This window comes from Kribbella italica, from assembly GCF_014205135.1.
In the GTDB taxonomy this organism is placed as follows: domain Bacteria; phylum Actinomycetota; class Actinomycetes; order Propionibacteriales; family Kribbellaceae; genus Kribbella; species Kribbella italica.
Genome location: NZ_JACHMY010000001.1, coordinates 285,280 through 300,309, shown reverse-complemented (window position 1 = coordinate 300,309; position 15,030 = coordinate 285,280). Strand labels below are relative to the sequence as shown.

The window sequence follows — 15,030 nt, the reverse complement described above, 5'->3', positions numbered from 1 at the left end:
TTCTGACAGCCCGGCGCCCCAGACTCACATCGTCACTCGCAGCGACCGAGACAACAGAAGGTCACGGCTGGACCGAGGACCGGCCGCTGACGTAGAGCGCCCAGGCCAGCAGACCGAACGCGACCGTGTTGAGAGCGACGCGGAGCAGGTTGAACGAGCGCCAGCGGGCCTCGTCGAAGGCGGCGCGGGCGGCGGCGACGTCGATCGTGTCCGGGTCGCCGGCGGCCTTGAGGGTGTCGTTCATCGGGACGTTGACGGTGATCGTGACGACGAACGTGATCAGGTAGAGCACGAAGGCGACGGCGATCCAGGGAAACGCCTTCTCCTTGAGGTGCAGTACGCCGGCCAGCAGCGTGAACACCAGCGCCCCGACGAAGCCCAGCCCCAGGAAGATCGGGTTGAGGATCGCCCGGTCCATCGACTGGAACGCGCCGACGAAGGTCTTGTCGTCGGTCTTCGCCAGCCCCGGCATGACCGCGTTCGCGTAGATCCCGAACACTCCCGCGAGCATCCCGGTGGTGATGGTGGCCGCCATCAGCGATGCCACCCGTAGTCCGTTCATCCAGCCCTCCCAAGCCCGGCAGTCAGCCCCGCAGCGGCAAACTACCGCCGCGGGGCTGCCACGAACCTGTCACCGGGCCGGACGCGCGGACCTGGTCCCGCGGTCAGGCGGACGCGAGCCCTGCGGCCAGGCGGACGCGGGCCCTGCGGCCAGGGCGGACGCGGGCCCTGCGGCCAGGGCGGACGCGGACCCTCCGTCAGAGCCTCGCGCACTGCCCCGAGCGCGGGCCGGCGACCTTGTTGGGCGCCTGCAGGTTGCTCGGCGCCGCCGCGTTGCCGGAGCAGGCGAGCGGGCCGTTGACCGTGTTGCCGGCCAGTACGACGGGTTCCGCTGTCCGCGCGCCGGTCACCGAGACCGGGCCGCTGACGGTGCTGCCGACGACGACCGCCGCTCCGGTGATCGCCTCCAGCGAGACCGGGCCGTTGACCGTCGTCCGGAGCAGGTGGACCTGAGCGGCCCGGACGCCGCGGACCGGGCCCGAGATCTTGGTGTCGGTGGCAACCAACGAGGCCCCGGCGCCGACGCTGACCGGGCCGTTGATCGTCGCGTTCTTCAAGCAGGTCACGCCGTTCGCCACGGTCAGCGGGCCGTTCCGTACGCCGGTGATCGTCGTCGTACAAGCGGGGGCCGGACGCAACAACGTCACCGCGAACCGGCGCGCGTCGCCGATGTTGCCGGAGGCATCGATCGCCCGGTACTCGACCTGGTGCCGCCCGTACCCGGACGGGACGTCGTCCCACGGGACCACCCGCGGTACGCCGAGCTTGCCGTAGACCAGCTGGTCGATCTCCGTGCCCTCGGCGGTGAACTTGAACGGCGCGTTCGCGTCGGTCGGCCAGCCGTAGTAGTTGTACCAACCGTCGCCGTCGACGCGGAACTCCGGGACGACGTACCCGGGGCTGTCGTCGGTCGCGGCCAGCTTCATCGTGAACGCGTCGTTGTAGACGTACTCCGGGCCGGTCGGCTTCTGCACGGTGAGCAGCGGCTTGGACAGGGTCGAGGCGACCTCGGCCTGGACGCCGTCGACGGTCCAGCTCAGCGTGCTGGTGCCGACGGTCGCGGTCAGCGTGTGCCGGCTGGTCAGGTTCAGGGCGGAGAGGTCGAAGTCGCGGTCGTTGCCCGGATTCGGTACGTCGGCGCCGTCGAGCTGCCAGCTCACGCCCGGCTGGTCGGTGTCGGACTGGGTGGTCTCGACGTAGACGACCTCGTCCGCGTTGACGGGGTGATCCGTGGCGGTGGAGGTGGTGAAAGCGGGGGCGTCGGCCGCGGTCGCCGCCGGCACGGCTTCGCCGGCTGGGGCGGGGGCGAGGGCCGACTTGCTGGTGTCCACCGTCCACGTGCGGGTCGCCGTCAGCGCGGACGACGCCCGAACAGCCGGGTCGCGGACGAAATCGGTGGGGTCGACGATCTTCGCGGTCAACGTGTGCGCTCCCGGAGCCAGATCGAGCGTGCCGAGGTCGAGCGACCGTGCGTTGGACGTCTCCAGCTCGATGCCGTCGAGGGTCCAGCTGACGTCGAGCTCGTGGCTTGCCGGGTGCAGGGTCTGCAGCCAGACCACCTGATCACCCGCGACCGTGCCGGCCGGCGTACTGGCCTGGAAGAGCGTCGCGCGGGACGAGATCCGCTGGGTCATCCGCTCCCGCGAGACCTGGTCGAAGTAGTAGCCGAGCACCTTCATCATCGAGTGCTTGCTCGGCCGCCAGATCCCCGACCCGGCGTACTGGCCGGCCTCGAAGCGCCCGATCTTGCCGCCGCTCTCGCTGTCGTCGCCGAGCCAGCGCCACCACTTCTTCTGCTCGGCCAGCATCTGCTGCTCGGTGAGCAGCGTGTGGTGGATCGAGCTGGGCTCCGGACCGACGTACGGCTCGCCGCGGTCGCCGCGGGCATAGTAGTCGTACTCGTCCTGCAGCCCGCCGAGCGAGTGGCCGAGCTCGTGCGGCGTGATCAGCGCGGACAGCGCGTTGCCGCCGGACGCGGTCGCGTAGCTGCCGCCGGCGCCGCCGTACGTGTCGCTGTTGCCGATAGCAAGGATCTGGCGGTTGGTCGACGTGGTCCCGGCGACCAGGTCCGCGTACGACGCGGCGGCGCCCGAGCTGACCGTCAGCAGGCGCTGGACGCTCCCCGCGTTGCAGCCGCCCCAGAAGCCCATGCTCAGCGGGGTGTCGACCTTCGGCGAGGTCAGGTCCGGATCGCAGTCGACGCCGCTCTGCGGCGACGGGATCTCGATCGCGTAGACGTTGAGGTAGTTCCGGTAGGACTTGAACGGCTCGATGCTCCACAGGATGTTCAGGTGCTTGTCCACCTGCTCCCGGAACTTCGGCAGCTCGGCGGCGGTGTACCCGTCGCCCATCACCACCAGGTTGAACCGGGAGGCCGCCGGGCCGGTGACCTGCAGCGGTATCACCTTGGCCTCGGGGGCCGCCTGCGCGTCCGTCGTACTCCCGGATGCCGTCGCGGCGAGCGGCAGTCCGGCGAAGACGGCCGCGGCCACCCCTACCACCGCCGTCAGCCGGCGCGCCTTGAATCCAGTCCTCACAACTGCGGCCCTCCTGCTCGGGCGTCCCCCTGCGGCTCGTCCGGAGCCCGCCGTGAGAAGCCTACGAACGATGAGGGCTGCTTGTCAGCGGTTGCCGCGCGCCGCCGCCGCGGGAGCATGTTCGGGCGTCGTACGGCATCATGAGGGCTCGGGGATCGTGAGGAGAGGACATCGATGACGCAACCGGCACAGTCGCCGCGGCCCGAACCGGACCGCGACCAGCAGGTCGACGACACTGGCGACGGTGACGGCAAGGGCATCTACTGGGTGCTGAAGAACGTCGTGCTCGGCCCCCCGGTCAAGCGGATCTTCCGGCCCCGGATCGAGGGAGCCGAGAACATCCCGGAGCTCGGCGCGGCGATCATCGCCAGCAACCACCTGTCGTACGCCGACTGGATCTTCATGCCGCTCGCGGTCCGCCGCCGGATCACCTTCGTGGCGAAGTCCGACTACTTCACCGGCGCCGGGATCAAGGGCCGGTTCCAGCGCGGCTTCTTCAAGGGCACCGGCCAGGTCCCGATCGACCGCTCCGGCGGTTCGGCGTCCGAGGGCGCAATCCGGGCCGGGATGAAGGTGCTCGAGCGCGGCGACCTGTTCGGCATCTATCCCGAGGGCACCCGCTCGCACGACGGCCGGCTCTACAAGGGCCGCACCGGCGTCGCGCGGCTGGCGCTGGAGGCCAAGGTCCCGGTGATCCCGGTCGGTGTGATCGGCACCGACGTGGTCGCGCCGCCCGGCAAGGTGGTCGCGTCACTGGCCTCCCCGACGGTCAAGTTCGGCGAGCCGCTGGACTTCTCCCGGTACGACGGGATGGAGGGCGACCGGCTGATCCTGCGCGCGGTCACCGACGAGATCATGTACAAGATCATGGAGCTGTCCGGCCAGGAGTACGTCGACATGTACGCCACCAAGGCCAAGACGCTGGAGGGCCGGGCGACCACCGGCGCGCCGAAGAAGGTCCGCAAGTCGGACACCTGATCCGGAGCTTGAGACAGCCGGGGCGTAGCCTGGATGATCGTGGACGGACCGATCGCTTATCAGGGTGAGCCAGGCGCCAACTCGGCGATGGCGTGCACCGAGATGTTCCCCGACCGTGAGCAGTTGCCCTGCACCACGTTCGAGGACGCGCTGGAGGCGGTCAGCACCGGGCGGGCCGGGCTGGCGATGATCCCGGTGGACAACTCGATCGCCGGGCGGGTAGCCGACATCCACCATCTGCTGCCGGAGTCCGGGCTGCACATCGTCGGCGAGCACTTCCTGCCGATCCACTTCCAGCTGATGGCCTCGCCGGGCGCGACGCTGGACTCGATCACCACCGTGCGCAGCCACGTCCACGCGCTCGGGCAGTGCCGCAAGATCATCCGCGAGCACGGCTGGTCGACCGTCGTCGCCGACGACACGGCCGGTGCCGCCCGCGAGGTCGCCGAGCTGGGCGACCCGACCGTCGCCGCGCTCTCGCCGCGGGCCGCCGCCGGCCTGTACGGGCTGGATGTGCTCGCCACGGACGTCGAGGACGAGCACCACAACACGACTCGCTTCCTGGTCCTGTCCCGCGAGCCGGAGGTCCCGCCGGTCGGCTCCGGCCCGGTGATCACCAGCTTCATCTACCGGGTCCGCAACGTGTCGGCCGCCCTCTACAAGGCGCTCGGCGGGTTCGCCACCAACGGCGTCAACATGACCAAGCTGGAGAGCTACCAGCTCGGCGGCACGTTCTTCGCCACCCAGTTCTACGCCGACGTCGAGGGCCACCCCGAGGACCCGAATCTCGCGCTCGCCCTGGAGGAGCTCGCCTTCTTCTCGGTCGAGGTCCGCCTGCTCGGCGTCTACCCGGCGCACCCGTTCCGCGCCCAGATCGCAGAGCCCGCGGCCAACCGGGCGCTCCGGCCGCACCACTAGGCGAGAATTGAGAGACACGCCCTAGCCGCTCCCCCGTTCACGGGAGAGCGGCTCGCGGCGAGCTACGGCGTCGTCAGCGTCTCGTACGTCGTCCGGCCGGCCTTGTACTGGCGGGGCTCGTTCTGGACCTCGCCGAGCATCTGCTGCCAGTCGGTGCGCGGTTCCAGGTACTGGTCGACCCTGGCCGGGAGCTTGACCGGCGCGGCGATCGGGAACGTCTCGACACCGGGCTGCCGACCGGCCAGAGCCCACTGCGACTCCCCCGAACCCTTGTACTGGGCAACGACGTGGGCCAGTTGGCGGTCGGTGAAGATCCGGCGCTGCAGGCCGTCGAAGAACTGGCCGCGGCGGGTGTCGATCAGCCCGTAGACGTACGGCGTGTCCGTCAGCGTGCCGTCCGCGGCGAGCTTGCCGACGTACGACGCGACGAAGCCCTGGAACCGGTCGGCGGCAGCCGGGCGGCCCATCCGGCCGAGGAAGAGCTTGTCGCCCTCGGGCTGGAGGTTGAACGTCAGCGCCTTGTCGCCGGCCCGGTTCGTGAGCTCGTACCCGAAGAAGACCACGAACGTCCCGGCGTCGGCCCTGGGCACGGTGATCTTGACCGGCTTCGCCTTCCGGAGGTCGACGACGAGCGTGGTGTCCTTGCTGATCGTGAGTTCGGGCTGGACCATCCGGTAGTGCTCGCCGGCCGGCCCGAACGCGGTGACGTCGAGCCCGTACTTGCCCTTGGCAACGCGCCCGGGATCGCTCGACTCGAACGTGGTCAGGTTGGTCAGCCCGACGAACGCCCGGTCGGCCGGGACGGGCTTGCCGTCAGCGCCGAGCACCGTGACCGCGACGTCGTAGCTCTCGACCTCCTTGTCGGCGACCAGAGGCACGTTCACCTGCTGGCTCCCGGCGGTCGCCGTCAGCCGGCCGGTGTAGAGCCCGTCTGGGCCGCTGTGTGTGGTGTCGGACGTGACCTGCACCGACGCGGTCCCACCCGCCGGCACGGTGAGCCGATCGGCGCTCAGCCTCAGGACGCCCGCCGCCGTGCCCTTCGTCAGCTCGGCCTTCAACTCGAGCGTGACGGCGCTGGTGCCGAAGTTCTTGAAGCCGACCTCCTTGCTCACCGGCTTGTCGTCCGCGTGCGGCCACTGCGCCGTGCCGAACGAAACGCTCGACGTCATCGCGACCACCGTCTGCTGGACCGCCCGCGCGACATCGACGCGTCCAGAACCTTGCTGGTACGGCGTGAGCGCGGGATTCGCCTTCGCGGTCGAGGTCAGCGCGGCCTTCAGCTCGGTCGCCTTCCAACCGGAGTGCTGCTGCGCGAGCAGCGCCGCGGCTCCGGCGACGTGCGGGGTGGCCATCGACGTACCGGACATCCGCGCGTACTTGTCGCCGACCGGCTCCTCCGGGTGCGACGCCGAGGACTTCGCGGCCACGATGCCGACGCCGGGCGCGGTCACGTCGGGCTTGATCGCGCCGCCGCTGACCGGGCCGGGCGCGGAGAAGTCCGCCAGGTTCTCGTCGCGGTCGACCGCACCGACGGTGAGCGCCGCGGCCGCCGTACCGGGTGACTCGACCTCGCGCCCATTGTTGCCCGCAGCAACGACGAACAGCGTGCCGGTCTCGCGGGTCCAGCGGTCGACGGCCTGGTCGAGCGGTCCGCCTTCGGCGCTGGATCCACCGAGGCTGAGGTTGACGACCTTGGCCTTCTGCGCGACGGCCCACTCGACACCGGCCAGTACGTCGGACTCGGCGCAGCCGCCGAAGTCGTCGCACACCTTGCCGTCGAGCAGCTTGGCGTCCGGGGCGACGCCCTGGTAGCCGTCGGCGCCCTTGCCCGCGATGGTCGACGCGACGTGCGTCCCGTGGCCGACCGCGTCGGCCGCCGGGTCGGCGGTGAAGTTCTTGGTCGCGACGACCTGGCCGGTCAGGTCGGGGTGGGTCGCGTCGATGCCGCTGTCGAGGACGGCGACAGTGACGCCCTTGCCGGTGTAGCCGGCCTGCCAGGCGGCCGGCGCGCCGATCTGCGGGACGCTGTGGTCGAGCGACGGACGCAGCTTGCCGTCGAGCCAGATCTTGGTGCTGGTGATCCGGGTGGTCTGCCGGCCGAGGTCCTTCAGGAAGCTCGCGGCGTTCTCCTTGGGCACCGACAGGGCCGTACCGGACTTCAGGGCCTTGGTCGCCTGCCGGGACTGCACGGCAGCACCAGTGACGATCAGCGGGATGTCGGCGCGCGTGGCGTCGTCGTAACCGTCGCGCAGCAGCAGGTCGAGGTCGAACAACCGGCGGTCAAGCCGGCCGGAGTCGACGGCAGCGCGGACGTCCGACGGGATGACGGTCCAGGAGCCGTTGGCCTTGCGGCTCTCGAAACCGATCTGCTCACGGCCGGCGGGACGAACGACCGAGATTGGGTCACCGCCCTTGAGGACGACCTTGTCGCCGGTGATCAGGGTGACGCTCCGGTCTTGCGCGCCGGTCTCGTCGAGCTGCTCGGCGGAGGCCTGGCCGGCCGGCACGAGCGCCAGCACCAGAACCGCCGCCAGCAAGGGGGTCGTCCATCGTCGTGTACGCACGCAGAACTCCTTCGTCGTCGGCCTTCACCTCACACATGTCCGGCCCAGGGGGCAAACGTTTCGCGGCCGGTGGAAACGTTGGTGGAAATTGGCGCGCGGCGGCCGTCGTACACGTCCTAGGGTCTGGGCATGCAGATCGTCGAGGTGGACGGGCACGACCCGGTCGAGTTCGCGAGGTTCTTCGCGGTCCGGGACGACGTCCGGCGGGCCGAGCAGGAGTTCCCGGTCGGGCTCGGGCAGGAGGAGACGCGCGGGCTGTTCACCGGCAACGACCCCGACGAACGCTCGAACGGACTCGGTCTGGTCGACGGCGACACCTGGCTCGGGATGGCCTGGCTGGACTGGTGGCTGACCGAGAACACGCACGTGGTCGACGTCGAGATCGCGGTCGACCCGCGGTTCCGCCGCCAGGGCGTCGCATCCCAGTTGCTCGACGAGGTCAAGGCGCGGGCGCTCGCCGACGGCCGGACACAGCTGACGACTTCAGTGATCGCCTCGCCGGACGGGACGAGCTCCGGTACGGCGTTCGCCGAGGCGCGGGGGTTCGTGCGGAAGCACACCGAGCTGCACCAGGTGATCGAGCTGCCGATGGACGACGCGGTGGTGGACGCGCTCGGGCGCGCCGTACCGGGGTACGAGCTGGTGCAGTGGGGTGACCGGACGCCGGACGCGTGGCTCGGGGAGTTCGCCGATGCGTACACGGTGATGAGCCGGGATGTGCCGCACGGCGATCGGTCGGTGGAGATCCAGGTGTGGACGCCTGAGCGGTTGGTCGCGCGTGAGAAGCGGCGGGTCGAGCAGGGACGGTTCACGCACACGACTGTTGCGGTCGACGGGGACGGGCGGCTGGCGGCGTACACGCAGATGGGTGGGAACCGGGCGGTGCCGGAGCGGCTTTACCAGTACGACACGTTCGTCCGGCCGGACCATCGCGGGCGCGGGCTGGGGATCGCGGTGAAGATCCCGAACCTGCGGTCGCTGCAGGCGGAGCTCGATCACCCGGCGGTGCTGCACACCTGGAACGCGCCGGAGAACGCCCCGATGATCGCGGTCAACCAGAAGCTCGGCTTCCGGGCCAGCGACCGGAGGGTCGCGCTGGAGCTGGAGCTCAGCTGAAGGTCCAGGCCGGGTAGTCCCTCTCCAGGACGGCGCGGTGGCCGGACCAGTTGGTGTGGTCGCGGCGTTCGGGGTCGAGGGTGGAGGGGTGGCCGCCGACCAGGCGGTAGCCCCAGGTGAACGCGGCGACCGGGACGACCTCGCGGGTGCGGATCACGTCGGGGACGACGGTCAGGAACGTGGTCGCGGTCCAGACGCCGTCGGGGTGGTCGGGGTTGGCGGGGGCGTCGAAGAACGTCGGCAGGTGGCCGTACGAGTAAAAAGGCGCCGCGCCGGCGAAGTACGGGAGGACGTCGACGGTGGTCTCGCCGTCGAAGCTGCGGGCGATCACCTGGATCCAGCCCATGATCGCGTTCAGGCCCTGGCCGTGGTAGCGCAGGGTCGCCGTACAGATCGGGAAGCCGCGGAACGTCTCGGCGTCGAGGTCCGGCACGATCAGCTGGTGGCCCGAGGCCCACGGGTCGTCGTTGGCGAGCACGCGGACGTTGACCAGGCCGCGCTGACCGCGGGTCTCGAACGGGACGGACAGTTCTCGGCGCATCGGGCCTCCCCCTTGAGGTTTCAAGCAATTCTCCAACGTTTGCTGGGTTTTCGGTGAATCTGGTTGCCAGGGGCTGAGGTCTTGCACTGTACGTGCGTACCGTCGCATGGTGAGACGGAGCAGTCGCTTGGGGGCAGCCTGTTCGTGGGGGAAGACGGGAAGAGTCCGTCTTCAGCTGAAACGTGGGTCTGGGGGATCTGGGAAAGCGTCTCGGTCCGGGACCGTTCGGTGCGTACTCGGGGTGCGTCGCCGCCGTGGGTTCCGTCCTGCTCGTCGCCCCTGTGCACCAAGGGGGAGCAATGCCGAGAAAGGCCAACGGGAGAGCGGACAAGATCCACGGAACCGATCCCGACGGAATGCCGGGGACGCCGATGTCCAACGGCGTGACCGAACCGCCGCGGACGAGCATGCCGGGCGTGAGCGGAACGGGCGGAATGGGTGGTGGGGCGGGGTCGCCCGGATCGCCTGGCGCCTCCGGCGCCGGCGGGATGGGCGCGGGCGCCGCGCCCAGCGCCTCCGGCGCGGGCGGGATGCCGGGCGGAGGCGGCGCCGGGATGCCCGGAGCCTCCGGCCCCGGTGGGATGCCGGGTGGGATGGGCGGAGACACCAACGGGTCCGGGGGTGATGTGGAGCGGCCGGCGCGGCGTAGTTGTGGGGTGATGGATGTTCACCGGCGGCTGCTGTCCAGCGACCCGGCGTACGCGGCGGCGCGGTCCGCCCTGGAGAACGCGACAACGCAGTACCTGGCCCGCCAGCATCGGTTCGCCGGCGTCGCGAAGATCCCGGTCGTGGTCCACGTCGTCTGGAACTCGCCCGTGCAGAACGTCTCGCAGGCGCAGATCGACAGCCAGCTCGACGTCCTGAACCGCGACTTCCGCGCCACCAACACCGACCTCGGGTTCGTGCCGGCGCCGTTCACCGGGCTGATCGCCGACTCGCGGATCGAGTTCTTCCTCGCCACCGAGGACCCGAACGGCAACCCGACCACCGGCGTGACGAGAACCCAGACGAACAAGACCTCGTTCTCGCACGACGACCAGATCAAGTCCTCGGCGACCGGCGGCGTCGACCCGTGGCCGACCGACCGCTACCTGAACGTCTGGGTCGGCCAGCTCGGCGGCGGCCTGCTCGGCTACGCCCAGTTCCCGGGCGGACCGGCCGAGACCGACGGCGTCGTCATCCTGCACAGCGGGTTCGGCACCACCGGTACGGCGGCCGCGCCGTTCGACCTCGGCCGGACCACGACGCACGAGATCGGCCACTACCTGAACCTGTTCCACATCTGGGGCGACGACGGCTCGGGCTGCTCCGGCAGCGACGAGGTCGCCGACACCCCGAACCAGGGCGGCCCGAACTTCGGCGTCCCGGCGTTCCCGAAGGTGTCCTGCAGCAACGGGCCGAACGGCGACCTGTTCGTCAACTACATGGACTACACCGACGACCGCGGCATGGTCATGTTCACCACCGACCAGGTCGCCCGGATGGAGGCCTGCCTCGACACCGTCCGGACCGACCTCATCTCGTCGTACGAGGAATCCGGTCCGCCGGTCCCGGCCGGCCCGGTCGTGTCGTGGAGCGGTGACCGGCTGGACGCGTTCGTGCTCGGCACCGACCGGGCGATGTACCACAAGTGGTGGGACGGATCGGCCTGGGGACCGTCGGTCGGCGGGTACGAGTACATGGGTGGTGTCTGCATGAGTGCACCGGAAGTGGCGTCCTGGGGACCGGACCGGCTGGACGCGTTCGTCCTCGGCACGGACCACGGCGTCTACCACAAGGCGTGGGACGGATCGTCCTGGCAACCGTCCGCGACCGGGTACGAGGAACTCGGCGGGATCTGCCTGAGCCCGCCGCGGGTCGCGACCTGGGGACCGGACCGGCTCGATCTGTTCGTGCTCAGCACGGACCGCGCGATCTACCACAAGTGGTGGGACGGCTCGGCGTGGAACGGCTACGAGTACCTCGGCGGCGTCTGCATGAGCCCGCCGGAGGTGGTCTCGTGGGGACCGGACCGGCTGGACCTGTTCGTGCTCAGCACCGACAACGCGGTCTGGCACAAGTGGTGGGACGGCTCGGCCTGGTCTGGCTTCGAGTCGCTCGGCGGCATCTGCGCCAGCCCGCCGACCGTGGTCTCGTGGGGACCGGACCGGCTCGACCTGTTCGTCCTCGGCACCGACTCGGCGCTCTACCACCAGTCCTGGAACGGTACGGCGTGGTCCGGCTGGGTCTCGCTCGGCGGAGTCTGCGCGAGCGCGCCGACGGCGGTCTCGTGGGGGCCGGACCGGCTGGACGTGTTCGTGCTCGGCATGGACTCGGCGCTCTACCACCAGTGGTACGACGGTACGGCGTGGTCGGGCTTCGAGTACCTCGGCGGGGTCTGCGTCGACGAGCCGCGGGTGACCGCGTGGGACAGCGACCGGCTGGACGTGTTCGTGGTCGGGACCGACGGCGGGCTCTACCACAAGTGGTGGGACGGGACCGCCTGGGGACCGTCGGCCACCGACTACGAGGCACTCGGCGGGATCGTCAGCGACTTCAAGGTCACGCTGCCGGCGCCGGCACCGGGCGCCGCGCCCGCGATGATGCCCAAGGCAACCATCGGAGAGGTGGTGCCGACCTGAGTCCCGACCTGATCGGGCGGTGGACGCACTCCTTCGAGGAGGACCACGACGGGATCAGCGTCTACCGCCGCGACGACTTCGCCTTCCCGCCGGCCCGTGGCCGGCGGGGGGTGGAGTTCCGCGCCGACGGGACCTTCGTCGAACGCCTGATCGGCCGCGGCGACGCCCCCGAGGAACACCTCGGCCGGTGGGAGCCGTCCGGCGTGATCGCCCGCGGCGCGACCGGCTCGGCCCTGGTCGTCAACGCGACCGCGGACCGCCTCGAACTCGCTTGGCAGTAAGGCTCACCCTCGCCCCGACGAACCCGCTTGCGTCCGAAGATCCTGCATGCGTCCGAAGAACTGTGCGCTATAGCCTCGGGCTCTTCGGACGCAAGGAGATTTTTCGGACGCAAGGAGAGGAGAACTCGATGACGACTTCACCTGTGCGTTATCTCGTCGTACCGGCCGCCGAGGCGGCCGATGCCGGGCGGGCTGCTCGGTTCGGGGACCGGACGATCCTGTGGTGTGCCGCCGCGCAGCGGCTCGGCCGTGCGTCGCGGACCGTGCCGGGGCTGCTGCTCGTCACGCAGGTCGGGCGGTCGTTCCAGGACGACTACCCGGACGTGGTTCCGCTGCTCGACCACGGCCGTCAGCTGGTGATCTCCGCCGCCGACAAGCCGCGGCGCCGGTCCAACCACCACTGGCGGGTCGAACCGTTGCGTCCCGGGGTCGTCGTCGACCTCCCTCCCCTCGGGGCCCAACGGGTGGAGCGGACCACCGCCGACCTGCTCGCCCAGCTCTCCCCCACGGCGTACCAGGCCGACGTCACCTGGCTGGCGAACCTGCCGACCCGGCACTCGCTCAGCGCCACCTTCACCCAGGCGGTCGACTTCGCCGCCGCGAAGATGGTTGCCCTGGGCTACACGACGACCCGGATGCCGATCACGGTCGGCGCCGGCCACTCGGAGAACCTGATCGGCGACCGCGCGGGCGCCGGTCCGGGTCCGCGCGGACTCGTGCTGATCACTGCGCACCTCGACTCGATCAACCACGCCGGTGGACCGGCCTCGTCCGCACCCGGTGCCGACGACAACGGCAGCGGTTCGGCCGGCGTACTGGAGCTTGGGCGGGTGCTGGCGACGCGCACGTGGCAACACGACGTACGGCTGATCCTGTTCGGCGGTGAGGAGCAAGGGCTGCACGGGAGCAAGCAGTACGTCACCGCGCTGCCCGCCGCTGATCGGGCGCGAGTCCGGGCAGTGCTCAACATGGACATGATCGCCTCGAAGAACACCGCGACGCCGACCGTGCTGCTGGAAGGCGCCGCGGTGTCGTCGACGCAGCTGAGTGACCTGACGGCAGCTGCGGCGACGTACACGGGGTTGAAGGTGGAGACGTCGTTCAACCCCTTCGCGAGTGACCACGTGCCGTTCATCAACGCGGGCCTGCCGGCGCTGCTGACGATCGAGGGCGCGGACAGTGCCAACGGCAACATCCACTCGGCCGGCGACACGTTGAGCACGCTGACCTGGCCGCTGGCCGCGGAGATCCTGCGGATGAACGCCGCGGCGCTCGCGGGCTGGCTGGTCGAGGTGCCGACGACGGTGGCTCGGCCGAGGCCGGCCGGGGCGGTGGTTTCTCGCGGGCCCGGGCTGCTCGATGTCTTCGTCGTCGGCGCGGATCGGGCGCTGCACCACAAGGCGTGGGACGGGACGTCCTGGCGGGATTACGAGTCCCTAGGAGGTGTCATAAGCTAATCGGGGTGACGGACCTGAAATGGAGCGGTTGCCTCAACACCCGTGACCTCACCGGCCTGCCCACCCGGTACGGCGGTACGACGCGCGCCGGGCTGATCCGGACCGACTCGCTGCACCAGCTGGACGACGCCGGCTGGGCTGCCTTCCGTGACGCGAAGGCGGGGCTCGTGCTGGATCTGCGGTCGGACTGGGAGATGACCGAGCCGCACCCGCTCGACGGCGACCTGTCGTACCGGCGGATCCCGTGGATCGACCCGGTCGCGGACAAGCTCCGGGTCGCCGAGGACGAGCCGCTGATGGCCGACATCTACCGCGGCAGCCTCGATCGCAACACCGGGCAGATCCTGCAGGCGTACCGCGCGATCGCGGCGGTGCCGCTGGACGTACCGGTGGTGGTGCACTGCCGCTCCGGCAAGGACCGGACCGGCCTGCTGGTCGCGCTGCTGCAGGAACTGGCCGGCGTACCGCGGGACGCGATCGCCGACGACTTCGCCGTCAGTGAAGCGAACCTGGGGATTCTGCAGCGGATCGCCGCGGTCCCGGGCACCGACGAGGACCGCGAGCTGGCGGGTCGCTTATGGCGATCACTGCCGGAGACGATTCTGGCGGCGCTCGATCATGTCGATGAGCGGTACGGCGGCGTACGGGCCTATCTGGCTGGGTGCGGACTGACGCCGCGGGAGATCCACCGGCTCGGGCTGAGGCTTCTGACCGGCGTTGAGGTCGAGGCGGTCGTGTTCGACTTCGACGGGCTGCTGATGGACACCGAGACGACGATGGTCGAGAGCTGGAAGGCCGAGTGGGCGCACCACGGGCTCGAGCTCGACCTCGCGGACGACTTCTGGCCGGGGCACGGCGGGGACACCAGCACGGTCCGGTACGCGCGGCTGGCGGCGCACGTTCCGGACTTCGATCGCGACGCCAGTCATGCACGGCGGACGGCGCATCGCGACCGGATGCACGCGTCGATGGACTTCCGGCCCGGGATCCGCGACTGGTTGCTGGAGGCCCGTGAGTTGGGCCTTCGCGTCGGGATTGCGAGCAGCTCGCCCCGGAAGTGGGTGGTGGGCCACCTGGAGCGGGTCGGCGCGCTGGACCTGTTCGACGTCGTGACGACCGGCGACGAGGTCGACGGCCACAAGCCGGATCCGGCCGTCTACAGCCTGGCGTTGGCACGGCTCGATCTCCCGGGGCGTTCTGCCCTGGCGGTCGAGGACACCCCGCACGGCGTCGAGGCCGCAGCCGCCGCGGGGATGCGGACGGCCGGCGTACCCAACCCCTACGTACCAGCGGAGACCATGCGCGCCGCCGGCGTCGTGCTCGACAGCGCCGAGCAGCTGTCGCTCAGCGAGACCTTGTACGCCGCCTGCTCAGCCGGCTGACGGCGTAGGCGCCGTCCAGGTCGCCGCGGTGGATGCGTTCAGGCGCTCACGGCCGCGACCCGCCTAGGAGGTTC

11 protein-coding genes are annotated in these 15,030 nt (G+C 70.4%); 7 read left to right on the top strand and 4 right to left on the bottom strand.

Annotation, left to right across the window (positions count from 1 at the left end):
* Positions 1 to 61: 61 nt before the first annotated feature.
* A complete protein-coding gene (locus tag HDA39_RS01640) occupies positions 62 to 562 on the bottom strand; it encodes an anthrone oxygenase family protein (RefSeq protein ID WP_184793466.1) in 501 nt (166 codons plus the stop codon).
* A 196-nt stretch (positions 563 to 758) separates the two neighbouring features.
* Positions 759 to 3,098 carry a M64 family metallopeptidase gene (locus tag HDA39_RS01635; RefSeq protein ID WP_184793465.1) on the bottom strand — a complete coding sequence of 780 codons (2,340 nt, stop codon included), beginning with the start codon at positions 3,096 to 3,098 and terminating at the stop codon, positions 759 to 761.
* Positions 3,099 to 3,272: 174 nt separating this feature from the next.
* Between HDA39_RS01635 and HDA39_RS01630 the strand changes: the two genes are divergently transcribed.
* Together HDA39_RS01630 and HDA39_RS01625 are read left to right on the top strand one after the other, a co-directional pair.
* Entirely contained in the window at positions 3,273 to 4,076 is an 804-nt protein-coding gene (locus HDA39_RS01630; protein ID WP_184793464.1) for a lysophospholipid acyltransferase family protein, read from the top strand.
* A gap of 39 nt (positions 4,077 to 4,115) precedes the next feature.
* Positions 4,116 to 4,994, top strand: a complete 879-nt coding sequence (locus HDA39_RS01625) for a prephenate dehydratase (protein ID WP_184793463.1) — start codon at positions 4,116 to 4,118, stop codon at positions 4,992 to 4,994.
* A 62-nt stretch (positions 4,995 to 5,056) separates the two neighbouring features.
* Here the strand turns inward: HDA39_RS01625 and HDA39_RS01620 are convergent, their stop codons facing one another.
* A complete protein-coding gene (locus tag HDA39_RS01620) occupies positions 5,057 to 7,558 on the bottom strand; it encodes a S8 family serine peptidase (RefSeq protein WP_184793462.1) in 2,502 nt (833 codons plus the stop codon).
* Between the two features lie 129 nt (positions 7,559 to 7,687).
* On the opposite strand from HDA39_RS01620, the gene HDA39_RS01615 reads away from it, so the two are divergent.
* Positions 7,688 to 8,674, top strand: coding sequence for a GNAT family N-acetyltransferase (locus HDA39_RS01615; protein ID WP_184793461.1), 987 nt, complete (start codon positions 7,688 to 7,690; stop codon positions 8,672 to 8,674).
* Here HDA39_RS01615 and HDA39_RS01610 read toward each other — a convergent pair.
* Positions 8,667 to 9,215: a hypothetical protein gene (locus tag HDA39_RS01610; protein ID WP_184793460.1), complete on the bottom strand. Its 549-nt coding sequence runs from the start codon at positions 9,213 to 9,215 to the stop codon at positions 8,667 to 8,669. The genes HDA39_RS01615 and HDA39_RS01610 overlap by 8 nt on opposite strands.
* 299 nt (positions 9,216 to 9,514) lie before the next feature.
* Between HDA39_RS01610 and HDA39_RS01605 the strand changes: the two genes are divergently transcribed.
* From HDA39_RS01605 to HDA39_RS01590, 4 genes are all read left to right on the top strand, one after another.
* Complete coding sequence (locus HDA39_RS01605) at positions 9,515 to 11,836, top strand: DUF8189 domain-containing protein (protein ID WP_238355954.1); 2,322 nt, start codon at positions 9,515 to 9,517, stop codon at positions 11,834 to 11,836.
* A gap of 110 nt (positions 11,837 to 11,946) precedes the next feature.
* Positions 11,947 to 12,117, top strand: a complete 171-nt coding sequence (locus tag HDA39_RS01600) for a hypothetical protein (RefSeq protein ID WP_184793459.1) — start codon at positions 11,947 to 11,949, stop codon at positions 12,115 to 12,117.
* 128 nt (positions 12,118 to 12,245) lie between these two features.
* Complete coding sequence (locus tag HDA39_RS01595) at positions 12,246 to 13,574, top strand: M28 family metallopeptidase (protein ID WP_184793458.1); 1,329 nt, start codon at positions 12,246 to 12,248, stop codon at positions 13,572 to 13,574.
* Between the two features lie 5 nt (positions 13,575 to 13,579).
* Positions 13,580 to 14,956, top strand: coding sequence for an HAD-IA family hydrolase (locus HDA39_RS01590; protein WP_184793457.1), 1,377 nt, complete (start codon positions 13,580 to 13,582; stop codon positions 14,954 to 14,956).
* The last annotated feature ends 74 nt before the right edge of the window (positions 14,957 to 15,030 follow it).

Excerpts from the sequence above, each read along its gene's own strand:
- HDA39_RS01630 (WP_184793464.1), top strand. The coding sequence starts at position 3,273 with ATGACGCAACCGGCACAGTCGCCGCGGCCCGAACCGGACCGCGACCAG.
- HDA39_RS01615 (WP_184793461.1), top strand. The coding sequence starts at position 7,688 with ATGCAGATCGTCGAGGTGGACGGGCACGACCCGGTCGAGTTCGCGAGG.
- HDA39_RS01595 (WP_184793458.1), top strand. The coding sequence starts at position 12,246 with ATGACGACTTCACCTGTGCGTTATCTCGTCGTACCGGCCGCCGAGGCG.
- HDA39_RS01605 (WP_238355954.1), top strand. The coding sequence starts at position 9,515 with ATGCCGAGAAAGGCCAACGGGAGAGCGGACAAGATCCACGGAACCGAT.
- HDA39_RS01640 (WP_184793466.1), bottom strand. The coding sequence starts at position 562 with ATGAACGGACTACGGGTGGCATCGCTGATGGCGGCCACCATCACCACC.
- HDA39_RS01610 (WP_184793460.1), bottom strand. The coding sequence starts at position 9,215 with ATGCGCCGAGAACTGTCCGTCCCGTTCGAGACCCGCGGTCAGCGCGGC.